Source organism: Marinobacter sp. (genome assembly GCF_041984545.1).
Taxonomy (GTDB): Bacteria; Pseudomonadota; Gammaproteobacteria; order Pseudomonadales; family Oleiphilaceae; genus Marinobacter.
Window position 1 is genome coordinate 55,117 of record NZ_JBHIXV010000011.1, and the last position, 22,546, is coordinate 77,662.

Here is a 22,546-nt window from a genome sequence, read left to right on the forward strand (position 1 = left end):
CGAATCGGCGGTCAGTCCTTCGAGAACACCGGGCGGCGCCGGTATCGGGATCTCAGAGCTGAAGCGGCTTGCCGGCCTCCCGGCGTCTGGCTTCCCATTCTTCCCGTGTCTGGGCGGCTTCGTCGCCCGACATGGAGTCGATGATACTGAAGTAGTCAGAGCTGTACTCGTCTGCAACCACGGTATTCCGGGGCTTGATCTTGACCACGTAGACCGTCTGCACGTTCTGATGGTCAAAGGCACGCCAGTACTGCTCGTCTTTCAGGAAGCTGTAGCGGTGGCCTTCGAGCGCACGGATCACGCTGGCGGTGTTGGTGGTGCCGGCCCGCTCTACGGCGTCCTTGTACTGGTACACAATGCTGTAGGCGGAGGCCGCCGCGGTGGACGGGCGCATCTCGTAGCGCTCCGAGAAGGCTTCCACAAACGCCTTGCCGCGGGGGTAGTTACGCTCATAGGGCAGGTTCCATACCCAGGGCGAACCACCCACGATGCCCTCCATGATGGTGGGGCCCACCTGTCTGGCCATGCCCAGAGTCAGGTTGGGCACCACAATCTGCATCTTCTCGGTCAGCCCCATTTCATAGGCAACGTTCAGGGCGCGGACCATGTCATCGCCAAACAACACCATCATCAGCACCTTGGCGCCGCTGGCGTCGGCTTTTTCCAGGGCCTCCCGGAAGTCGGTAATCAGGGCCCGTGGGAAGGGGGTTTTCACACCCTGGTGGCGGGTGGTGTCTTCCGTGCCGGAGAATTTCCGCACGGATTCCTCAACCGACCAGCCCCAGGTGTAGTCGGCGGTGATGTAGAAATAGTCGTCGTTGGCGTGGTTGGTGGTCAGGTACTGGCTGAGCGCCTTGGCGGCCATCCAGGCGTTGTAGGGCTCCCGGAACATATGGGAGTGGCCCTCGGCACCGGTGGTGGCGTTGGAGTAGGTGAGGGTGCCGAAATAGATCCGGTCCCGATCCCGGGCGGCCTTGCCGGAGGCAATGGCGACAGCGCTCGAGACACCGCCGAAGACCATCTGGACCCCTTCGCCATCAATCAGTTGGGCGGTGTTCTCTGCGCCACGGGCGGGTTCGCCCCGGGTATTGCGGATAACCAGTTCCACCTGGCGACCCAGGATGCCGCCCGCCTTGTTGATCTCGTCCACTGCGAGGAAAGCACCCAGGCGCTGCTGCAGTCCCTGATCCTTGTAGCGGCCGGTTTGCGGGTAATTGAGTCCGATTTTCAGGGTTTCGGCAGACACCGTGGTGGTAACGAGCAATAGCAGGAACGCAGAAAAGAGCACTTTTCTGATAGTCATTCGGGTTGGCCTCCAGGTATTCCGCGCCACTGGGGAAGTGCGCGTCTTTTTTTGATTATTTGTTGACCGCCTAAGTGTCGGCACTGGGGAGGACCGCAACAATGGGACTAAAGTGGAAGTTTGGGTAACAATTTGTAGGTTGGTGAACGCCGTCCCAGCGTTCACGCGACCGGCATCTTGCGCATGGCTTCGAGCAGTGCAAACCACAGGGGCCGTGACAGTCGGGCCCGGCTGCCACGAAGCGCTGCCTGAATCCGGTCTGCGCGAAGTGAGCCCAGCACCGGAATGGGCGCGCCGGGAATCTGACGCAGCCAGGCGATGGCAAGCCCGGTTTCGCACAGCCCGGTTTCAGCCCGGGCGGCTTCCAGCAGGGGCGCAGGCAGGGCATTCGGCAAGCTGCCGCCGGCCAGCGGCGACCAGGCCAGCCAGCGCAGGCCGTCGCTCAGGTGGGCTTCCAGGGTGCCGTCGAACAGGGCAGCGGTGTGGCTCAGGGAAAGTTCACTCTGGTTGCACACCAGGGGCAATCCCGTGTGCTGTTTGAGCCATCGCCATTGCTCAGGCAAGAAATTGGAGACGCCAATGTGGCGGATCTTCCCGGCGCTGACCGCCCGCTCCAGACAGGCCATCAGCGAATCCGCCTCAAGCAGCGGGTCAGGGCGGTGAATCAGGAACGTATCAATCTGCTCAACTCTCAAGCGGGCCAGGGAAGCGTCGATGGCCTCGGCCACGTGGTCGGCTTCGGCCCGATAGTGCTTGGTGCGCCAGCCGGCTGGGTCGCGGTGGGCGGGCACAATGCCGGTCTTGGTAATGATGCGAAGGTGGTTTCGCAACTCCGGCGCGGCTGCCAGCGCATCACCGAACCGTCGTTCGCACTCACCGTCGCCGTAGATGTCGGCATGATCGAAGGTATCCACGCCTTCGTCCAGGCGCTGTTCAATCCAGGCCGCGAGGTTGGCGGGGTGGCACAGGTCGGGATGGTCCTGCAGGCGCATCATGCCGGCAATCAGTGGGGTTTCCCCGAGAAAATCCGAATAGCTCATGATTGTTCACTTCTGTCCGAAGGCGATGACCACCGTGTCATCACCCTGAGTTCTTGAAAACACATAGGGTTGCTGGCTGATCAGCTTGTGCTTGCCGGCGCCCACGGCCGGGTGACGCTCCCGGAACTGTCCAAGTTTTCGCCAGTGCTGAAGGATGTCGCTCACCTCATTACCCTCGATGGCCGCCCAGTTCATGTCGGAACGGGTGCCCTGGTGAGGGTCGGAACCGGTCGCACCGAACGGCCGCCCGGATTCGTCGCCGTAGAATACCTGTACCGCGCCGGGGGTGAGCATCAGCGCGCCGGCAGCCCGCTTCTGCAGTATCGGGTCGTTGTCGGCAATCTGGCTGAACAGTTTCGTATCGTGGGAGGAGATATAGCTTAGCACGTTGAATGGGTCCGGCCCGTTCAGGCGCTGAGCGTAGTCGCTGTAGATGGATTCCATGGCCGGCAGACAGGCGGCACCGGCCCTGGCTTCCTCCTGCAGGTCGAAGTTGATGACGGCGTCGAATCCTGCATCGAAGTAGGCGCTCTTGCGCACGGAATGGGGGAACACTTCGGCCACCATCCAGAAGTCTTCTGCAGGCAGGGCGACCTGCGGGTTCCGTCGGCGATAATCGTCCAACGCCGCCTGGGCGGCCAGCTTGAGTTCCAGCCAGGCCTCGGGCTCCACGTGCTTGGCGGTGTCTACCCGGAAGCCGTCCACGCCGAATTCCCGCACCCAGTCGGTCAGCCAGGAAATCAGGTAGTCCCGGACCGTGGCGTTCTCCAGCTGGGTGCTGCGTGAGGTCTCCTTGTTCTGCAGGAAGATTGGCAGATCCACGGATTCGCTGGCTTCGGTCTTGAAGTCGGGCAGGAAGGCCAGGGAGCCGCGCTTTTCGTCAATGGAGGCGTTGGGGGGCGTATCGTAATCGGCAATGCCGGCTCGAACCCAGTCTTTGCCCCACCAGCGGCGCCAGTCCGGATGGTCGTAGTCGATAAAGGCGTGGTAGGCATGGAAATTCTCCCAGGACTCCGGCTGCCAGTCGCCCCAGCGCTCCGGCAGATGCTTCTCGAAGCCCTCATACAGGGAACCAAAGTCAAAGGTCCGCATGTCCTGCAGGGTGCTGTAGCCCGGATGATTCATCACCACGTCCATCACCACGCGTATGCCGCGCTCATGGGCCTCGTTCACCAGTGCCCGAAACTCCCCCCGGGTGCCGAAGTTGGCGTCCGGCACGGTGAAATCGAGGGCATAGTAGCCATGGTAGGCGTAGTGCTGGAAGTCGCCCCGGTCGCCGCCGCCAACCCAGCCGTGAATCTGTTCGAAGGGCGGGGTAATCCAGAGAGCGTTCACGCCCAGGGACTTGAGGTAGTCCAGCTTCTCGGTGAGGCCGACGAAGTCGCCGCCATGGAAGGTGCCGATCTCGTCCTTGCCGTCGGGTTTGCGGCCATAGTTCAGATCGTTGCTGGAAGTGCCGTTGGCAAAACGGTCGGTTACCGCAAAGTAAACGGTGGCGCCGGCCCAGGTAAATTGGCCGGTGGCGGCGTCGGCTTCTTCAAGCAGAACCAGACCCTCGGAATCGGTGCCCGGGCTCATGGTCACGGTGCCATCGCTTACCCTCGCGGTTTTTCCGGTGTAGAAATCCCGAACCAGGGTGCCGTCCGGGAAGGCGGAGCCCACCGGAATCGTCATTTCGGCTGACGTCGCCTCACAGAATCCCTTGGTATCATTGACCGATGGTGGTCCTGCCACCGCCATCGGTGTTTGTGGGTCCGTGCCCGGACCGGAGGCACAACCAGTTAAAAGCAGGGTGGTCGCGATACCGGCGAACAGCGGGCAGCGGCCCGGACAAAGTTTCGGGCTCCGTGGGACGAGGCGTGGCATAAGAGGCGCTCCTGTTCGGTTTTTCATTCTTGTGGGTGCCATAAGAACAGACTCCGCCGAGGGGTGGTAGACGGAATTTTCTACGCCTGACTACTCCCCTCTACTACGCCTCGGTGAATGAAATAAGGGGTGATGCGTAGTCGCGACATTTGTCACACAGTGCCAAGACTCGCAAAAGAAACCTTTGCGTTCGGTCCGGCCCAACCACCTCGCGACTGGCCGGAAAACAACAATAAGGCAAGAACACACAGAGGAATGACCTGATGAATCGTCGAACTTTTATCCGCAGTACCCTCGCCGCGTCCGTTATTGCTGCCACCTTCGGTGTTTCCGCGCCCGCTTACGCTGAAATTGAGGAAGGCAAGCTGGTTGTCTGGATTAATGGTGACAAGGGGTACGATGGCCTGCAGCAGGTCGGTGACTGGTTCACCGAGGAAACCGGAATCCCTGTCGAAGTTGCCCATCCCGACAGCGCAACCGACAAGTTCCAGCAGTCCGCCGCCACCGGCAACGGCCCCGACATCTTTATCTGGGCCCATGACCGATTCGGCGAGTGGGCCCAGAGTGGCATCATCTCCGAGATCAAGCCTTCCCAGGAGGTCATTGACGCCAACTACGATTTCACCTGGGACGCCGTCACCGTGGACGGCAAGAAGTACGGTTACCCGATGGCCGTGGAATCCATCGGTCTGATCTACAACAAGGACCTGCTGCCGGAGCCCCCGGCGTCCTTCGAGGAAATCCCCGCCATTCACAAGGAGCTGGCCAAAGACGGCAAGCGGGCGATTCTGTGGGACTACAACAACACCTACTTTACCTGGCCAATGCTGGCCGCTGCCGGCGGCTACATCTTCGGCGAAAATGCTGACGGCACGGTGGACGTTTCCGACACCGGTGTGAACACCGAGGGCGCTATCAAGGGCGCGAAAACCCTGAAAATGCTCATTGAAGAAGGTGTGATGCCCCGCGGTGCCGATTACAGCGCCATGGAGGCCAGCTTCAACAAGGGCGAGACCGCGATGATGATCAACGGCCCCTGGGCCTGGGGCAACCTGGAGAAAAGCGGTATCGACTTTGGCGTTACCACACTTCCGAAAGTGGCTGGAGAGCCCAGCAAGCCGATGGTGGGTGTGATGGCGGCGACCCTGAATTCCGCCAGCCCCAACAAGGACCTGGCCGTGGAATTCCTCGAGAATTACGCGCTCTCCGTGAAGGGCCTGAAAATGGTCAACAGCGACGTTCCCCTGGGTGCGGTGGCCAACAAGGAATTTATGGAGGAGCTGTCGTCGAATCCTCACATCAAGGCCACTTTCGAGAACGCCAAGCTGGGTGAGCCCATGCCAAACGTTCCCGCCATGGGAGCGTTCTGGTCGTCCATGGGGCCGGCGTTGCAGAACATTACCTCTGGCCGCCAGCCTGTTGAAGACGCACTGAACGCGGCGGCCCAGCGGATTACCCGCTGATAGGCCCTTGACCGCCGACCGGCCGTACGCGGACCGGTTGGCGGATGTTGGGACCTGTGTGACACCCGACCGTTGCCAAACGGGCAACGGTCTTCTGCGGGCTGACTACAATGATAACCGATACCCTGTCCTCCTCCGGTTTTGAAAGCAGACCTACCATGACCCGAGTCTTTCTTAAGTGGGGTGCACTGGCGGTACTTGTCGCCGCTGCGCTCTACCTGATCCTGGCGCTCTACGTTCAGCGTGAGTTCGTATTCGCCATGCTGTTCCTGGTGCTGACTGCCTCTGCAGTGGCGGTTTTTGTGAGCAGGAAGCTCTACGCGCATCGCTATATCTTTCCGGCCATTGCCGGCATGGGCCTGTTCGTGATTTTTCCGCTGATGTACACGGTGGGCATCGGCTTTACCAACTACAGCGCCAGCAATCTGCTGAGCTTCGAGCAGGTAAAAGAAAACCTCCTCAGCCGCAGTTATCAGTCCGATTCCGTGCGCTATGATTTCGATGCCTACAAGACGCCGGATGGCTATGTTCTTTACCTTGAGGGCAAGCATCAGGATCTGGTAACCCCGCCCATCAATCTGGCGGCCGGTGAAACCCGGGCTCCTCTGTTCCCGGCCACCTCGGTTCCCGACGGCGAGCCGCTGCAGATACGGGATGTGATCAAACTCCGCCAGGAATTGGCCGGTCTCAAGCTGATTACCGATGACAACCGGGAACTCAGCCAGGCGTCGCTGCGATCCTTCGCCGCGATTCATCCGCAGTTCACCCTGCACGACAACGGCACCCTGACCAACCAGCAGACCGGCGTGACCTATTTCCCCGACCATGACATCGGATTCTATGTCAGCCCGGAAGGTGAGAAACTGGTGCCCGGCTGGACCGTGAATATTGGTTGGGACAACTACGTCAAGGTTGTTACCGATCCGTCGATTCGCGGGCCGTTTTTCCAGATCTTCGTCTGGACGCTGACGTTTGCGGTGGCGACGGTGGTGTTCACGCTGGCGCTCGGCCTGCTTCTGGCCAACCTGCTGCAGTGGGACCAGATCCGGGGCAAGGGCTTCTACCGCACCATGCTGATTCTGCCGTACGCGGTTCCGGCCTTTATTTCGATACTGGTGTTCAAGGGGCTGTTCAACCAGAACTTCGGCGAGATCAACCTGGTACTGGAAAACCTCTTCGGCGTTCGTCCCGACTGGTTCAGCGATCCGGCCCTGGCCCGCACCATGATCCTGATCGTGAATACCTGGCTGGGCTACCCCTACATGATGCTGCTGTGCATGGGCCTGCTGCAGGCGATCCCCCGGGACCTGTACGAGGCCTCGGCCATGGACGGCGCAGGGCCGGTGAACAACCTGTTCAATATCACCCTGCCACTGATCATCAAGCCGCTGATGCCGTTGCTGATCGCCAGCTTCGCGTTCAATTTCAACAACTTTGTCCTGATTGCGCTGCTCACCGGGGGTGCTCCGGATATCATCGGTGCCAGCACCCCGGCCGGTACCACCGACCTGCTGGTCAGCTACACCTACCGCATTGCGTTCCAGGACTCCGGGCAGAACTTTGGTCTGGCCGCCGCCATTGCCACCGCAATCTTCCTGGTGGTTGGCGCGTTGTCTCTGATCAATCTCAAGCTGTCCAAGATCAAGGTGTAAGGAGCTTTTTATGGCCATGGTTGAACCCCGCTCCACCAAATACCGCGTGCTGGCGTCCCACCTCGGGATGCTGGCGTTCATCGCGATCATCCTGTTTCCACTGCTGATGGTGATTTCCATCTCGTTCCGCAGTGGTAACTTCGCCTCCGGCAGCTTGCTGCCGGAAAACCCCTCGCTGGAGCATTGGTACCTGGCGCTGGGTATTCCTTACACCGGGGAAGACGGTGTCACTACCCAGCCGCCGTTTCCGGTGCTGCTGTGGCTGTGGAATTCCATCAAGATAGCCGTCATATCCGCCGTACTGATTCTCGCGCTGTCCACCACCAGCGCCTACGCCTTTGCGCGTATGCGGTTTGCCGGCAAGGGCTTTGTGCTCAAATCCATGCTGATTTTCCAGATGTTCCCACCGGTGCTGTCGCTGGTGGCCCTCTATGCGCTGTTCGACCAGATCGGCAACCACGTGAGCTGGCTGGGCCTGAATACCCATGGGGCGGTGATTGTGGCTTCGCTGGGGGGCATGGCGCTGCACATCTGGACCATCAAGGGCTATTTCGACTCCATCGACCGCTCCCTGGAAGAGGCGGCCATTGTGGATGGCGCCACGACCTGGCAGGCATTCCGGTACATTCTGCTGCCGCTGTCAGTACCGATCCTGGTGGTGGTGTTCATCCTGGCGTTCATCATGACCATCATGGAGTACCCGATGGCGTCGATACTGCTGGTTGACACGGAAAAGCTGACTCTCGCGGTGGGTGCCCAGCAGTACCTCTATGAGCAGAACTATCTGTGGGGCGACTTCGCGGCCGCGGCGGTGCTCTCGGGCCTGCCCATTACCGTGATCTTCCTCTATTGCCAGAAATGGATTGTCGGCGGCTTGACCGCCGGTGGCGTCAAGGGATGATGCCGTTGTTGTTCCCCCGACTTCCCTGAAGTCTCTCCCGGGCCGGCACGGAAGATCCCGTGCGGCCCTTACGCGAGTATCGCGTCTTCCAGCGTTAACTTTCGCGACCCGGTCAGGTTACTTTCCCCCCTGCTGACCGGGCTTTTTTTGTGCCCATAAAAAAAGGCCGGTACGTGACAGAACCGGCCAAAGGAGTAAGCCCTCAAGGGGCGACGACAGATCGAAAAAATGAGGGGCCAGCGGCCCCTCGGGGGTGGGTCAGAAGTCGATGCAGGGTTCGCGGTAGAGGCGGGGGCAGGCGGTACCGTCCTGCCGGAACAGGTGGCATTTGTTGGCGTTCATGCCCAGGGTCACGCGGGTGCCTTCCTGAACCGGATTGCTGCCATCGGTGCGCATGGTAAGCACGCCCTCTACGTTGTTCACATCCAGGTGCACCAGGGTCTGGTAACCCAGGCGTTCAACCACGTGCACTTCGCCTTCCAGGTACATGTCCGCCTCCTGGCCCTCGGTGAGGTGCTCGGGGCGGATGCCAAGGGTGACGGTTTCACCTTCTGTAAGCCCGTTGCCGTTTACCGGTAGCTCCAGTTTGTGGTTGCCGGGAAGTACCACGGTGACCGCCTGGGCACTGGCAGCGGCCACAGTACAGTCGATGAAGTTCATCTTCGGGGAGCCAATGAAGCCTGCCACGAACCGGGTTGCCGGGTAGTGGTAGAGTTCCATGGGCTTGCCCACCTGGGCGATGGCGCCGTTGTCCAGAGCGACAATCTTGTCGGCCATGGTCATGGCTTCCACCTGGTCGTGGGTCACGTAAATCATGGTGGCTCCCAGCCGTTTGTGCAGACGCGAGATCTCGATGCGCATCTGCACACGCAGGGAGGCGTCCAGGTTGGACAGGGGTTCATCAAACAGGAACACCTCGGGCTCGCGGACGATGGTCCGGCCAATGGCCACCCGCTGACGCTGGCCGCCGGAGAGATCTTTTGGCTTGCGCTCAAGCAGCTTGTCCAGCTGCAGCAGGTTGGCAGCGTCCTGGACCCGACGGTTGATCTCGGCCTTGTTGGTTTTTGCCAGTTTCAGGCCGAAGGCCATGTTCTCGGCCACATCCATATGCGGATACAGGGCATAGGACTGGAACACCATGCCCACTTCCCGCTCTTTCGGGGGCAGGTCATTGACCCGATCGTTGCCGATGTACATGTCGCCTGAGGTAATGTCTTCCAGCCCCGCGATCATGCGCAGCAGTGTGGATTTACCGCAGCCCGAAGGCCCGACAAACACCACAAATTCGCCGTCCTGGATGTCCAGGTTCACGTTTCGGGTTACCTGGGCTTCGTCGTAGCTTTTGCAGATATTGCGTAAAGTGACGCTGGCCATAAGTCTCGTCTTCTTGTTGGTTCAGTGAGGTCTCAGATCCGGGCGATATCCACGCCCCAGGGTCCGAGGGTCAGTTCTTTGCCGTGCCATTGGCCACCCACGAAATCCGGGGTGTCCGGTTCGGAGATGCCGGCATCGGCCATGGCAATGGTGGTCGGGGTGTCACTGAGGTTCAGGGCGACCATCAGGGTTTTGCCATCCAGGCTTCGGGTATAGACCAGTGTGTTACTGGGGCTCTTTCTGAACTCGATGTCGCCCGTTAGCAGCACCGGCTGGTGTTTGCGCCATCCCAGGAATGCCCGGTAGGCCGCCAGTACCGAATTGTCTTCGGCGTGCTGGATCGCCACCGCGGCGTTGTAATGATCATCATAAACCGGCAGCCATGGCCGCGCATCGGAGAAGCCGGCGTGGGACTCCTGGTGATGCCAGACCATGGGAGTGCGGCAGCCATCGCGGCCCTTGTATTCGGGCCAGAAGTTGATGCCGTAAGGGTCCACAAGGTCTTCGTAGCGCAGTTCGGCTTCGGTAAGCCCCAGTTCCTCGCCCTGGTAAATGCAGACGCTGCCACGCAGGGTGAGCAGCATGGCCATGTAGGCCTTTAGCTGCTGCTCGGATTGCGCGTTCCAGCGGGTAGCAACCCGGGCAACGTCGTGGTTGCCGATGGCCCAGCAGGGCCAGCCGTCGGTGAGCTTGCCTTCAATGGTGTTGACGGTCTTGTGGAAGAAGTCGGCACCGTGCTGCTCGGTAAGCAGGTCGAAGGAATAGGCCATGTGCAGCTTGTCGCCGCCGCTGGTGTAGTCGGCCATGGTCTGTAGCGAATTATCGTCGCCGATTTCACCCACGGTAGTGGTGCCGGGGTACTGATCGAGCAGGGCCCGCAGGCGTTTCAGGAACTCGATGTTCTCAGGCCGGGTCTTGTCGAACTTGTGGAACTGGTAGGCGTAGGGGTTTTCCTTGCGCACGCCTATGGAGCCTTCAGCCACCGCGTTGCTGGCCGGATTGTCCCGAAGCCTGGTGTCGTGGAAGCAGAAGTTGATGGCGTCCAGGCGAAAGCCGTCCACGCCGCGATCCAGCCAGAACTTCACATCCGACAGTACCTGTGCCTGCACCGCCGGGTTGTGGAAATTCAGGTCCGGCTGGCTGGTCAGGAAGTTGTGCAGATAATACTGCCTGCGACGGCTGTCCCAGGCCCAGGCGGAACCGCCGAACACCGACAGCCAGTTGTTGGGAGGCGTGCCGTCGGCTTTCGGATCGGCCCACACGTACCAATCGGCTTTCGGGTTGTCCCGGCTGGCGCGACTTTCAACAAACCAGGGGTGCTGGTCTGAGGAATGGCTTAATACCTGGTCTATCATGATCTTCAAGTCGCGCTTGTGGGCCTCCGCGATCAGTTCGTCGAAGTCCTCAAGGGTGCCGAAAATCGGGTCCACGTTGCGGTAATCGGAGACATCGTAGCCGAAGTCCTTCATCGGCGAGGTGAAGAACGGCGACAGCCAGATGGCGTCTACGTTCAGGCTGGCAATGTAGTCGAGCTTCGCGGTGACGCCCGGCAGGTCGCCAATGCCGTCGCCGTTGGAGTCGTAAAAACTGCGTGGATAAACTTGGTAGATGACGGCGCCACGCCACCAGTCCGGGTTCTTGATCATGTAGCCTCGCTTGTTAAACCGGCGGTAAACATTCTTATTGTTGAGAGTGGGAGAAGAACTACCCAACTAGACTTGAGTCATACTGCGGCCGGCGGCGCTGCCATTCATCCTCCTGCGCTACTTTTTGTTGGCGTAGTTGGGGGGAGGAGGGGGGCGTAGTAGGGGTGAGACCGGGAGACGCCCCCGGGCGGGGGCGTCACCGTTTTGATTGTCAGGGCAGTGTGAGTGGGCCCTGGCAGGCGATACCGAGCGTGGTTACGCTGCTTTCCTTGTTTTCGAAGACACACCGGCCCAGAGGAGGCTCACCAGACCGGAGCCCGCCAGAGCACCGACGAAAGGCATCAGCGTCGGGATGCCGCCCGGGAAGCTGGCGGCTTCCAGGCCGGCTATGAGGCTGCCGCCGGCCAGCCAGCCGGGCAGAATGGCGCCAATCACGCCTGCCAGGCAGCCCAGGATCGCGGCTCGGGTGGTCATCCGGCCCCACAGGCCCATCAGCACCGGCAGGATGGCGGTGGCACACAGCAGGTCGGCAATCAGGAACAGGCGAAGCACCGAAATGCCCTGCAAGGCCACCAGAACCACCGGAATCATCAACAGCACGATAAACCAGCGAGCGCTGACGATGGACAGCCCCCGTTTCTCCGTTACCGCCAGGGAGGCGAGGGCATTCTGAAGGGTGTCCACGGATGAGGCCACCAATGTGATCGCCAGGATCAGGGCCGGCAGTGCCAGCCAGGCCGGCGCATCGGACAGCAGTGCAAAAAAGGGAATGGGCGGGCTGCCAAGATCGGCGCCGCTCATCGCGGCCATAATGCCGAGGCCACCGACCACCGCCACCACGCCAATGGTTACCACACCGCCGAGCAATGCACCCCGGCTGAGTGCATCAGTATCCCGGGCCGACCACAGCCGCTGCCAGTAGCCCTGGTGGAACAGGTTGGCAGCGGTTACCGCGATGATCAGGGTGAGGGCCACGCTCAGGGCAGACGAGGTCGGGATATCCGGAAGCGCCGCCGGTGCAGTCTCCGGCAGTTTGCCCAGAGCCACAAAACTGACGATAGCCAGCAGGCCAATCAACAGCACGGCCTGCCACTGATCGGTCACGATGCTGGCCCGAAGCCCCCCGATCGCCGTGTAGAGCAGGGTGGTAACCGCCACGCCAATCACCACAATGCGACCATCCACGCCGGACAGCAGTGATGTAATGGCACCGATGGCGGTGAGTTCAGCGGTCAGGAAACAGAGCATGTAAAGCACGGAAATCAGGGAAACGTAGTGGCGAACGCCTCGCCCGTAACAGGCATCTGCAAACTCTCCGATACTTCGGCCCTGCGGCAGGAAGCGCCGGATGGCGGGACCGCAGAACGCGAAAACGATGAACGGCAGTGCCGCCCCGAGGGCATAGCCGGCTAGCGCCACCGGGCCTACCAGGGCGCCTACCTCGGGCGGCGCAAACAGGATCCAGCCGCCCATTCCCGAGGCCAGAAACGACAGCCCCAGTGCCCTGGCGCCCTGGCTGTTCCGGGCGGTGACATAGTCATCGAGGCCGCCGTCAGCGAACCGGGCCCGAAGCCCCAGCCAGGCAAACAGGATCATGGCAGCCGCAATGGCCGCGAATGTGGTGTACAACATCAGGTGATTCTCCGCCGGGAATGGAAATAGCGCTGGCGCAATAGTGCCATAACGGCGTTATTCGGGCGAGGTTCACACCGGTGTCCCGTTTTTGACAGGCATCAATTCAAGGTTCAGCTTATGCTTTACTGTAGGCACATGTGATCCCCGCACGGGCAGGAGAGGCACTATGACGAACCGGAAATCGGAACTGGAAACGCTGCGGGCAGACCTTACCGCCCGGCTGTCCCGCTATGAGGCGCACCAGCATCGCACCGACGGCGCCCTGGACAAGGACTTCGAGGAGCAGGCCACCCAGACCCAGAATGACGAAGTGGTGGATTCCCTGGAAACCGAGACCCGGGCCGAGCTCGCCCAGATCGAGCGGGCCCTGGAGCGCATTGAAAACGGCGTGGGCGACGAGTGTGAGTCTTGCGGTGAGCCGATTGATCCGCGCCGTCTGCAGGTGCTGCCCTATACCACTGTCTGTGTGGATTGCGCGGACGACTGAGGCCGTTCAAAACTGGCAGGGACGGTGGCAACTGCGAGCTGATCTGATACAGATATCCGCTGCGCTCCGCATCGACGGCCACAGTCAGATGTGAATTCGTTAAACCGCAGTCCTGAGCGTTTTCGCCAACGGGAACGGCAGGAAATGTTGTCCTGGTCTGGCTAGACTGAAGCTTCAGAACAACAACAGCATCAGACCAATAACAAGGAAGCCCGACACCGTGGACCTGCTCGATACCCTTATTGTTGGCGGCCGCTACTTCGATGGAACCGGCCAACCCTCCCGAATGACCCATGTGGGTATCAAAGATGGGAAAGTTACCCGCCTGCTTGACGAGGAACCCGATCACGCCCTGGCGGGCGAGGTGATTGATGCCCGAGGTTGCTGGGTCACACCGGGTTTTCTGGACACCCACACTCATTACGATGCCGAGTTGCTGGTGTCGCCTTCGCTCTCGGAGTCTGTGCGACACGGCGTAACGACGGTGCTCATTGGCAGCTGTTCGCTCAGCATGGTCTGCTCCGAGGCCGAGGATGCCTCGGACATTTTCACCCGGGTAGAGACCGTACCCCGGGAAAAGGTCCTGCCCATACTCCAAGAGTACAAATCCTGGCGCTCGCCCCGGGAGTGGGTCGAGTTTGTGGATCGCCATCCCCTGGGCCCCAACGTCATCAGTTTCCTGGGGCACAGCGACTTGCGCACGGCTGTGATGGGGCTGCACCGTGCAACCGACCGGGCGGTCACCCCTACCGGAGCGGAGCAGGCACGAATGGAGGGTTTGCTGGAGGAGGCCCTGCAGGAAGGCTTTCTCGGCCTGTCGACCATGTGCCTGAAGTGGGACAAGGTGGACGGCGATCGGGAATGGTCCAAGAGCCTGCCGAGCACCTATGCCCGCTGGCGGGAGGTGAGCCGCCTGAACCGCATCCTGCGGCGCTACGGCCGGGTGCATCAGGGTGCACCCAACGCCGCCAACCCTCTCCAGGTAACCCAGTACCTGAGGGAAACCCTGGGCTGGCTGCGCCGCCCCCTGAAGACCACCCTGATTGCCATGATCGACCTCAAGGGCAACCCCACCGTGCGGCCTATGGCCAGCCTGGTGGGCTGGCTGGCCAATACCCTGGGCGGAAACTTCCGCTGGCAGTTGTTGCCGACACCCTTTACCGTCTACGCCGATGGCATGGACACCGTCCTGTTCGAGGAGTTCGGTGCCGGCGAGATGGCGCTGGATATCCGCGACCAGCTGGAGCGCAACGAACTGCTCAAAGACGAGCAGTACCGGCGCAAGTTTCGCAAGTTCTACAAGGAGAAGCTCTCGCCCCGGGTCTGGCAGCGGGATTTTGGCGATGCGGTGATCCTTGATTGCCCCGATCCGTCCGTCGTTGGTCGCAACTTTGCGGATCTTGCGGCGGAACGGGGTGTTCACGTGGTGGACTTCTTCCTGGACATGGTCGTGGCCCATGGCCGAGCATTACGCTGGTTCACCACCGTGGGCAATCACCGGCAGGACCGCCTCCGGAAGATGGTGACGCATCCCGGCGCGTTGATCACCTTCTCCGACGCCGGTGCCCACATCCGCAACATGGCTTTCTACAACCTGCCTCTGCGGTTTCTCAAGCTGGTGCGCGACAGCCACGAGGAAGGTGCTCCGATCATGTCACTGGAGCGAGCGGTTCACCGCCTCACCGGTGAACAGGCCGACTGGCTGGGTATCGACGCGGGCCATCTGAGGGTGGGTGACCGGGCCGATGTCGTCGTGCTGGACCCCCGCGGGCTGGACCAGGATCTGGAGCGAGTGGAATGGGCGGAAATGCAGAATTTCGGTCTTGAGCGCATGGTCAACCGGGTGCCCGGTTGTGTTAAACATGTGTTGATCAACGGGCGCAAGGCGGTCACCGAGGGTAAGGTCGAACCGGATCTTGGCCGCGACAGGGGGTTCGGTCGCTTCCTCAGGGCTGGCGCAAGGGAGCAGACAGTAACGGAAGGAGCGTGAATGACTGACAGACTGGCCCCCCTGGCATGGGTTATCGCCTTTCTCGCGGTGTTTTTGTGGTCTGCCATAGATCCGAGGGACAGGATGACCTGGGTGTTGGAAGTGTTGCCCGCGGTCATCGGTTTTGGCCTGGTGATCTGGTGTTATTTTCGCTACCCGCTGACCCCGCTGGTGTATCAGCTGATCCTTGTGCATGCGGTTATCCTGATGGTCGGCGGTCACTACACCTATGCCGAGGTGCCGGCCTTTGACTGGTTCCGGGACTGGTTCGGCTGGCAGCGCAACAATTACGACAAGCTCGGGCACTTTGCCCAGGGCTTCGTTCCGGCCTTGATCGCCCGCGAACTGGTGATCCGTTTCGGGGTGTTTGCGCGCCGGGGCTGGCCGTCTTTCTTTATCGTGTGTTTCTGCCTGGCCCTGAGTGCTTTCTACGAACTCATCGAATGGTGGGTGGCACTGCTGAGCGAAGAGGCTGCAGAGTCGTTCCTTGGCACTCAGGGTTATGTCTGGGACACCCAGTCCGACATGGCCTGGGCGTTGTCCGGTGCCATTCTTGCTCTGATGCTGCTGGGTCGGCTGCATGATCGGCAGCTCCAACTGCTACCCCGGGGAGGCCCTGCAACCGCCCGGTGACGGGACACTAATCCCCCTGAATCTTGCTCAGCAGGTCCTTGGCCAGTTCGATCGCCTCCGAGCGATGACTGATGTTCTGCTTCTGATACAGGCTGCGGATGTGGGTCTTGACCGTAGTCGAGGCCACCTTCAGGTGTTCGGCAATCTGGTCGTTGGAGAGGCCGGCGTGAATCAGGCTGAGAATTTGCCATTCCCGGCGGGTAAGCGGCGAGGTCCGGATCAGCTCGGGCACATCCGGGCGGTCAATGATGTCCTGAATGATGGCCTCGTCCAGAGAAATCCGGATCGCCCGGCTGAAATCCCGTTGCTGCTGCGCCAGCTGGATCAGGCGTTCGGCCCGTTGGAGCTCCATTCCTTCAATAGCCTGTTCGTTGATCAGCGCCTTGAGCAGAACAATCAGCTCCTTGCCGAGGCGCAGAAAACTGCCCACCGCACCTGTGGTGCTGGCCAGCTCCAGTGCGGTTTTCATGTGGCTCAAGGCCGTGTCGCGATCATCGAGCTGCCAATACAGATAAGCCAGGGCAATGTGGTTGCGGTTCAGGTCGGTTTTCAGACCGAACTCGCCGGCCACCGATGTCAGCGCCTCCAGCAGGGGCCGGGCAAGCTCGTACTGGCCAAGACTGATCAATGCCCGGGCCTGGTTGCGGCCATTGCACTGGTTGAAATGGTTGGTTGCCGACACCGGATCGCAGGGCGGGGCGATGGTCAGCCAGCGCTGGATGGCGTCGTGATCGCGCACTGCGTCCCAGTAGGAAAGCATGGTGGCGTGGGCATTGGCGACCCAGTCCAGGTGATAGTCACTGGAGGCCAGCATCTTCTGGATCTTGGCAATGTAATCGGCGCACAGACTCTGCCTGCCACGGGCCTGGGCCACCTTGGCGAGGGAGGTGTAGCTCTGCACGTACCAGCGTTCGCCCTGGGCCTCGAGAATTTCGATGCCCTGAAGGGCGCAGCGCTCAGCGCTCTCCAGGTGGTGCCACTCCCACATGATCTGGCTGCGGATCCGGAACAGGAATTCCAGGATCGGCAAATGGTTCAGGTGGTTTTCCTCGGCGTACTGGAAAGCGCGTTCCTGGATATTGTAGGCCTTCTGCAGCAGCCCCATGGCCACGCTGATCTCGCTCTGCTGGCACAGGGCCCAGAGCACGTTCTGGTGCGCCTGGTGTGCGCGGGCCAGGTGCTCGGTGTCCTGCATCCTGGCCAGCGCCTCTTCCAGTTCGCCCTTCACAAACAGCGCCTCGCCAATCACCGAGGCGGCGGCCACCCGCGAGGTTGGCAGGAAGCGGGCCTCCTGCTCTATTGCTTCGCGGGCGAGAACGAGGGCCCGGTCGCCGTCGCCGTAGTTCATGGCCACCTGCGCCCGGATCGCGCTGAATTCACCGTGCACAGCTCGCTGGGTGTCCTGGCTCATGGAGGCCTGCAGCCGGGCCTCCGCTGCCGACAGCCAGTTCTCCACTTCATCGAACTTGTACTGGCCCTGGGCCACCCAGGCTCGCAGCAGGGTCAGCGTGGGATCATCGGCAATAATCTCCTGGGGCAGGGTGTCCAGGCAGCGTTGCAGCAGGCTGAACTGGCCCTCGGTGAAGAACTTGCGACCGTGAAGAGTCAGTACCCGGGTGATGCGCTCCGGATCTTCTGCCGCAATGGCGTGCTTGGCTGCTTCTTCCGCGTGGTTGAGCTCCAGCCAGGCATCGGTTGCCCGTTGGTGAAGGTCGCGCTGGTTCTCGCGGGTGGTACAGGTAAGCAGATGGCGCAGATACACTGAAAAGAGAGGGTGGTACCGGAACCAGAGGGCGGAGTTGTCCACCGGAGTAATGAACAGACCCATGGAGAGCAGGCTGCTCAGTAGCGCCTGACCGTCGGTGTCGTCCATAACCCGCATCACCATGCCGGCGTTGAACCGGTCCAGAATACTGGTTCGCATCAGGAACCGCCGCTGCTGATCGGTCAGATCACTGCCGAGCAGTTCGTCGAAATAATCAAAAATGTTCTGATTGCCCTGTTCCAGCTGATCCACGAACTCACTGAACTCGATGCTGGTGGCGGAAGAGGCCGACAACAACTGGAGAGCGGAGATCCATCCCTCGACCCTGCGCACCGCACGTTCTATGTCCTCCCTCGAGGCCTCGAACGGCAGTCTGGCCTGCAGATAGTGCTGGGCCTCGTCCGGGGTGAATCCGAGATGGCGGCTGGTGATCTCCGTGAGCCTGCCCTGCATCCTCAATTGAGCCACCCCGACCGGCGGAACGGTGCGGCTGACCAGAACCAGGGTGAGGTAGCCCGGAAGGTGTCGGAGCAGGAAACGCAGTGAGTCATGGATGTCTGGATTGCTGATCAGGTGGTAATCATCCAGCACCAGATACAGTGGCTGGTCGTCCTGGGGCAGCGCTGCCAGCAGGTCCGTGAGAAACGATTCGAGGTTTGCGTAGCCACGGGTCTGCAGGCTGGCCAGCACGCCTTCACAGGCGCCGCCCGTGGCCTCGTTCAGAGCGTTGGCCAGGTAGCCGGCAAACCGACCCGGGTCGTTGTCGCCAGATTCCAGCCGGAACCACGCCGAGCGGGCCTCAAGCGTCGCCAATCGTTCGGCAATAGTGGTGGTCTTGCCGTAGCCGGCCGGTGCATGCACCAGAAGCAGGCTGACCGGTTCCAGGCCGTGGAGCAGGTCGTTGAACTTCTCTCTGGGCAACAGGGCAGGAGGCGGTACCGGGCTCTGGTTCTTGGCGGCAATAAAGGTGATCTGTCCCGGATTCAGTGTTGTTGTCATCAGGATCTACATCAGGAAGTGAAGGGTCTGGATAAGTGTTGATACCGGCTTTGGGTCCTATCGTCAACTGTTGCCAATTGCCCGAACGGTGTCTTGAACCAGTTCTCAAAAGCGGTGTGCATCCCGGCGGTTGCTGCCACAGATTTGAGGCACAGTTATCTTTCAGGCGCTGGTGATTTCGGTATCTTACCGTAACAACGTGTAACCCGGCGCTGGTCGGGGCCAATAAAAACAGGACGTTCGACTGACATGCTGCTGGTGCTCGCTGGATCCCTTCTCACATTCACCATGGTGCAGGAAGCCACCGTTGTGGAGCCGTTCGAGAAGAACACCATTGTTATCGAGCAGGATGTCGACGCCAGTCCGGTAGAACTGAGACTGGATGCGCGGGTAGAGCCTCTGGTGGAACAGAAGTATCGGAACATCGTTCGCCAGGCCTACGACTACAGCTGTGGCAGTGCCGCGCTGACGACGGTGCTGAATTTCTACCTGGGGCGAACCCTGTCGGAACGTCAGGTTATGGAAGGCTTGCTGCATTACGGCGAGAGCGAGCGCATTGTCGAGCGTCGGGCCTTTTCGATGCTCGACATGAAACGGTTGGTGACGGCCCTCGGCTATCCGTCTGGTGGATTCCGCGCCACCATCGATGATCTCAAGGACCTGGACCATCCAGCCATCGTTCCCATTCACCACGCCGGGTTCAAGCATTTCGTGGTGCTTCGCACCATTCGCGACGGTCGGGCCTATGTGGCTGATCCCTCGGTCGGAAACATTTCCTTCACGCTGGCGCAGTTTGAAGAGAAGTGGGACGACAACGTTCTGTTCATCGTGTTCCCGGGCAGTGACAAACCGCTTGATAACCTCGAGCTCAAGGAAGAGGACCTTCGCTTTGTGGATGACCAGACAATGACCCTCCTGGCGCTGGAGCGGATACCGGCATTTCACGAGGCCACCGAAAGGCGCATCCAGAATCTGCTGGAACGGCAGAAGAACAACCCCGACGGCAGTGTCGAGAACACCCGAAAACAACTGCACTACCGCCGGAACTAATCTTCCGGGGCTACCCCGGGTCAGGACTGAGACAAATAAAATAAGGGAGTCAGGATGAATCGTTGGTTTGTGCGAGGTTTTATCCTTGTTTCCACGGCAGGTCTGCTTCCGGGTATGACCCTGGCGCAGGAAGGCAGTGTAGACCAGGCCCGCGAGGCACTGGCCAAGCAAGAGGGCGACGAAGATGCGTCCCAGCAGCTTGAGGAAGTGTTCCAGGCAGCCGAGAAGAATTACTCGCTGCAGAAGAAAGGCTCCCATTCGCTGAACTACTCGTTCGATTACTCCTACACCGCAGACCAGCGTCTTGATCTGGCCATTACCAATGGTTCGGTGCGCAATCTGGATGTGGTCCCGTCGGCGACCCACAACTTCACCAACGCGTTCTCCTACGATTACGGTCTGCTGGATAACCTGACCGTGGGCACCCGGATTCCGCTGGTGGTGAAGTACGATACCCAGGATGAGTTGACGGTTTACGATTTCGGCGACATTTCCTTCACCGGGCGCTGGCAGCCCTTCGCCTATGTCCCTGGCAAGATGTCGACAACGCTGTTTGGCACCCTGACGACCAAGACCGGTGTCAGCCCCTACGAAATTGACATTCAGGAGCAGCTGTCCACCGGCAGCGGTTACTACTCCATCGGCGGCGGCGCAAGCCTGTCGAAAGTGCTGGATCCGGTGGTGGTGTTCGGTTCGGTCAGCGCTACCTATAACCTCCCGGCGGAGGATCTCCAGCAGGTACGCGGAGCTCGCCTTCTGGAAGAAGTGGATCCCGGCTTCGGCCTCTCTGGCTCTGCCGGCTTTGCCTACTCCCTGTCCTACGATATTTCGCTGAGTATTTCGGCCCAGCTGAGTTACAGCGATGAAACCGTGCTGACCTTCTCCAACGGCGACCAGGCGGTGGCGCAGGACCAGATGACCGGTTTCCTGAGCATGTCTCTGGGTACGCGGGTGAGTGACACGACCATCATTAATACCAGCCTGGGAATCGGCCTCACCGAAGACGCGCCGGACTTCTCGCTGGGCGTCTCCCTGCCCATCAATTTCTCCGGACTCAAAGAGTGATTGGTGTCGTTCGCGATCAACGGGAAGGGAAGCATTTCATGGCACAGAACAGCCACAACCGGCAGATTCTCGCGGCCCTGATCGCCACCACCATCTCGTGTGGTGCCCAGGCTCAGCTGGCTCAGAACCTGACCATCCATCCCAAGGCACTGGCCCTCGGGAACGCGGTGACGGCCGATCCGCCAGGGCTGATGGCCATCCATTATAACCCTGCCGGTCTGACCAAGCTCGAGGGTCGTCAGCTTGAAGTCAACCTGATGAGCGTCTACCTCGATATCGACGCCGATTTCACCGCTCCGGAAGGCTATGAAATTTTCGGAATCGACGGTCTTGAGATTGATCCGCTGACCGGAAAGCAGCGGGATCCGGTAGCCAATACCCACAGCCACACCAACAATGTAGCCCTGTACATCCCCGGCTACGGCATTCTGCGCGCTCCGCCGGGTCCGGCCGTGGCACCATCGGCGGGAGTCAGCATCAATCCCCCCGGATCCAAGCTCACCTTTGGTAACGCCTTTTACCTGCCGCTTGCGGCCGGCTTCTATCGGGACAAGGACGATCCCGGTCGCTATCAGCCGCAGGCTACTGCCCTGCAGAGGACCACCTATCTGTCGCCCACCGTCGGGTACGAGATCAACGACGAATGGTCCGTGGGGGCGGGGATTCACCTGTCTCACATGGGTATTGCCGCCGATCAGTACATGCGGGCCCCGAATATGCTGCTGGGCGTGGCGGAGATTCTGCAGGATGCCTTTAACTGCGAAAGCGGTGATGAGCCGCTGCAGCCGTGGCTGGCGCTGTGTGGGGGCAACGTTGGCCCCTGGGACGACATTGGCGCCCTGAACATCAACGTGCAGGAGACCCTGTCGCCCACCTATGCCCTGGGCGTGATGTGGGAGCCAACGGACTGGTTCAGCTGGGGGGCGAGCTACACCTCCGAAGCCGATATGAACATGAAGGGCACCTTCGAGATCCAGTACACCGATGACTGGTCCGGCTTCTGGCAGAGCGTCAACGGCTCCGTTCTGGGTGCCATCACCTCGGCCATCCTCAGTCTGCCGTCCGGCGCGCCGAGGGAGGCCGGGAACGTCAGCATGGATCTGGTGTACCCGCAGCATTTCCAGACTGGTATTAGTGTCGATGTGCATCCCAAGCTCACCCTGAATGCGGACATTGGCTGGACCGACTACAAACAGTGGGACGCCTTCGTGTTCCGTTTCGACCGCAACCTGGAATTCCTCAATGCGGCCCGTATCCTGTCACCGGATAACGCAACTCCCAATACCCTCAGGCTGCCCCTGGGCTTCAAGAGCCAGTGGAACTGGGCCTTCGGCATGGAATTCCACGCCTCCTCCCGACTGGATCTGCGGGCTGGTGTCGAGATCCGTGACTCGGTCATTCCGGACGATCAGCGGCAGGTCATGGCGCCCTTCGGTGGCGCCAACCTGTACAGTGTCGGCATGGGTTACAAGTGGGACAAGGACACCGAGATCGACATGAACCTGAGTTACCTGCATTCCATCGAATCCATTCCTGCCGACACCAGCTGTAACGTAAACTGCGACAATATCACCAACATCATCTACAACCCCTACGCCGGGCTGGATATCAAGACGTCGTTGAGGGTTGTCATGGCGGGGCTCAGTTTTCGAACCAAATTCTGAGGTCCGTTACCGT

General features: G+C 60.5%; 16 protein-coding genes. 9 read left to right on the top strand and 7 right to left on the bottom strand.

The features are described 5' to 3' along the window. Nucleotides 1-52 precede the first annotated feature (52 nt). The 3 genes from ACFC20_RS07345 to ACFC20_RS07355 form a co-directional block, all read right to left on the bottom strand. On the bottom strand, nucleotides 53-1,303 hold the full coding sequence (locus tag ACFC20_RS07345; RefSeq protein ID WP_375192429.1) for a substrate-binding protein: 1,251 nt from the start codon (nucleotides 1,301-1,303) through the stop codon (nucleotides 53-55). A gap of 161 nt (nucleotides 1,304-1,464) precedes the next feature. After that, nucleotides 1,465-2,343, bottom strand: a complete 879-nt coding sequence (locus tag ACFC20_RS07350) for an aldo/keto reductase (protein ID WP_375192430.1) — start codon at nucleotides 2,341-2,343, stop codon at nucleotides 1,465-1,467. A gap of 6 nt (nucleotides 2,344-2,349) precedes the next feature. Then, a complete protein-coding gene (locus ACFC20_RS07355; RefSeq protein ID WP_375192431.1) occupies nucleotides 2,350-4,209 on the bottom strand; it encodes an alpha-amylase in 1,860 nt (619 codons plus the stop codon). Between the two features lie 263 nt (nucleotides 4,210-4,472). On the opposite strand from ACFC20_RS07355, the gene malE reads away from it, so the two are divergent. From malE to malG, 3 genes are all read left to right on the top strand, one after another. Continuing rightward, a complete protein-coding gene (gene malE / locus ACFC20_RS07360; protein WP_375192432.1) occupies nucleotides 4,473-5,672 on the top strand; it encodes a maltose/maltodextrin ABC transporter substrate-binding protein MalE in 1,200 nt (399 codons plus the stop codon). 158 nt (nucleotides 5,673-5,830) lie between these two features. Then, nucleotides 5,831-7,324, top strand: coding sequence for a maltose ABC transporter permease MalF (gene malF, locus ACFC20_RS07365; RefSeq protein WP_375192433.1), 1,494 nt, complete (start codon nucleotides 5,831-5,833; stop codon nucleotides 7,322-7,324). Between the two features lie 10 nt (nucleotides 7,325-7,334). After that, entirely contained in the window at nucleotides 7,335-8,225 is an 891-nt protein-coding gene (gene malG / locus ACFC20_RS07370; protein ID WP_375192434.1) for a maltose ABC transporter permease MalG, read from the top strand. A gap of 258 nt (nucleotides 8,226-8,483) precedes the next feature. Here the strand turns inward: malG and malK are convergent, their stop codons facing one another. From malK to ACFC20_RS07385, 3 genes are all read right to left on the bottom strand, one after another. Continuing rightward, the gene (malK, locus tag ACFC20_RS07375) at nucleotides 8,484-9,599 is read right to left on the bottom strand and encodes a maltose/maltodextrin ABC transporter ATP-binding protein MalK (protein ID WP_375192435.1); all 1,116 of its coding nucleotides are present in this window, start codon (nucleotides 9,597-9,599) and stop codon (nucleotides 8,484-8,486) included. Between the two features lie 32 nt (nucleotides 9,600-9,631). After that, a complete protein-coding gene (locus tag ACFC20_RS07380; protein ID WP_375192436.1) occupies nucleotides 9,632-11,245 on the bottom strand; it encodes an alpha-glucosidase in 1,614 nt (537 codons plus the stop codon). A 255-nt stretch (nucleotides 11,246-11,500) separates the two neighbouring features. Further along, on the bottom strand, nucleotides 11,501-12,877 hold the full coding sequence (locus ACFC20_RS07385; protein ID WP_375192437.1) for a sodium:solute symporter: 1,377 nt from the start codon (nucleotides 12,875-12,877) through the stop codon (nucleotides 11,501-11,503). A gap of 169 nt (nucleotides 12,878-13,046) precedes the next feature. On the opposite strand from ACFC20_RS07385, the gene ACFC20_RS07390 reads away from it, so the two are divergent. The 3 genes from ACFC20_RS07390 (at nucleotide 13,047) to ACFC20_RS07400 (ending at nucleotide 15,990) form a co-directional block, all read left to right on the top strand. Then, the gene (locus tag ACFC20_RS07390) at nucleotides 13,047-13,367 is read left to right on the top strand and encodes a TraR/DksA family transcriptional regulator (RefSeq protein ID WP_375192438.1); all 321 of its coding nucleotides are present in this window, start codon (nucleotides 13,047-13,049) and stop codon (nucleotides 13,365-13,367) included. Nucleotides 13,368-13,587: 220 nt separating this feature from the next. Further along, nucleotides 13,588-15,357, top strand: a complete 1,770-nt coding sequence (locus ACFC20_RS07395; RefSeq protein ID WP_375192439.1) for an amidohydrolase family protein — start codon at nucleotides 13,588-13,590, stop codon at nucleotides 15,355-15,357. Next, the gene (locus ACFC20_RS07400) at nucleotides 15,358-15,990 is read left to right on the top strand and encodes a DUF2238 domain-containing protein (protein ID WP_375192440.1); all 633 of its coding nucleotides are present in this window, start codon (nucleotides 15,358-15,360) and stop codon (nucleotides 15,988-15,990) included. 7 nt (nucleotides 15,991-15,997) lie between these two features. Here ACFC20_RS07400 and malT read toward each other — a convergent pair whose 3' ends face one another. Beyond that, nucleotides 15,998-18,754, bottom strand: a complete 2,757-nt coding sequence (malT, locus tag ACFC20_RS07405; protein ID WP_375192441.1) for an HTH-type transcriptional regulator MalT — start codon at nucleotides 18,752-18,754, stop codon at nucleotides 15,998-16,000. 249 nt (nucleotides 18,755-19,003) lie between these two features. Here malT and ACFC20_RS07410 point away from each other — a divergent pair, with 249 nt between their 5' ends. From ACFC20_RS07410 to ACFC20_RS07420, 3 genes are read left to right on the top strand one after another with little or no spacing between them, the layout of a single operon-like run. Then, on the top strand, nucleotides 19,004-19,804 hold the full coding sequence (locus ACFC20_RS07410; RefSeq protein ID WP_091986039.1) for a C39 family peptidase: 801 nt from the start codon (nucleotides 19,004-19,006) through the stop codon (nucleotides 19,802-19,804). A 54-nt stretch (nucleotides 19,805-19,858) separates the two neighbouring features. After that, nucleotides 19,859-20,869 carry a flagellar protein FilC gene (locus tag ACFC20_RS07415; protein ID WP_091986037.1) on the top strand — a complete coding sequence of 337 codons (1,011 nt, stop codon included), beginning with the start codon at nucleotides 19,859-19,861 and terminating at the stop codon, nucleotides 20,867-20,869. A 38-nt stretch (nucleotides 20,870-20,907) separates the two neighbouring features. Further along, nucleotides 20,908-22,533: an OmpP1/FadL family transporter gene (locus tag ACFC20_RS07420; protein WP_375192442.1), complete on the top strand. Its 1,626-nt coding sequence runs from the start codon at nucleotides 20,908-20,910 to the stop codon at nucleotides 22,531-22,533. Nucleotides 22,534-22,546 lie beyond the last annotated feature (13 nt).

Bases quoted from the DNA above. Each gene is read 5' to 3' on its own strand.
- ACFC20_RS07380 (WP_375192436.1), bottom strand. From the start codon at position 11,245: ATGATCAAGAACCCGGACTGGTGGCGTGGCGCCGTCATCTACCAAGTT.
- ACFC20_RS07355 (WP_375192431.1), bottom strand. From the start codon at position 4,209: ATGCCACGCCTCGTCCCACGGAGCCCGAAACTTTGTCCGGGCCGCTGC.
- ACFC20_RS07385 (WP_375192437.1), bottom strand. From the start codon at position 12,877: ATGTTGTACACCACATTCGCGGCCATTGCGGCTGCCATGATCCTGTTT.
- malT (WP_375192441.1), bottom strand. From the start codon at position 18,754: ATGACAACAACACTGAATCCGGGACAGATCACCTTTATTGCCGCCAAG.
- malK (WP_375192435.1), bottom strand. From the start codon at position 9,599: ATGGCCAGCGTCACTTTACGCAATATCTGCAAAAGCTACGACGAAGCC.
- malF (WP_375192433.1), top strand. From the start codon at position 5,831: ATGACCCGAGTCTTTCTTAAGTGGGGTGCACTGGCGGTACTTGTCGCC.
- ACFC20_RS07400 (WP_375192440.1), top strand. From the start codon at position 15,358: ATGACTGACAGACTGGCCCCCCTGGCATGGGTTATCGCCTTTCTCGCG.
- ACFC20_RS07350 (WP_375192430.1), bottom strand. From the start codon at position 2,343: ATGAGCTATTCGGATTTTCTCGGGGAAACCCCACTGATTGCCGGCATG.
- ACFC20_RS07345 (WP_375192429.1), bottom strand. From the start codon at position 1,303: ATGACTATCAGAAAAGTGCTCTTTTCTGCGTTCCTGCTATTGCTCGTT.
- ACFC20_RS07390 (WP_375192438.1), top strand. From the start codon at position 13,047: ATGACGAACCGGAAATCGGAACTGGAAACGCTGCGGGCAGACCTTACC.
- malG (WP_375192434.1), top strand. From the start codon at position 7,335: ATGGCCATGGTTGAACCCCGCTCCACCAAATACCGCGTGCTGGCGTCC.
- ACFC20_RS07410 (WP_091986039.1), top strand. From the start codon at position 19,004: ATGCTGCTGGTGCTCGCTGGATCCCTTCTCACATTCACCATGGTGCAG.
- ACFC20_RS07415 (WP_091986037.1), top strand. From the start codon at position 19,859: ATGAATCGTTGGTTTGTGCGAGGTTTTATCCTTGTTTCCACGGCAGGT.
- malE (WP_375192432.1), top strand. From the start codon at position 4,473: ATGAATCGTCGAACTTTTATCCGCAGTACCCTCGCCGCGTCCGTTATT.
- ACFC20_RS07420 (WP_375192442.1), top strand. From the start codon at position 20,908: ATGGCACAGAACAGCCACAACCGGCAGATTCTCGCGGCCCTGATCGCC.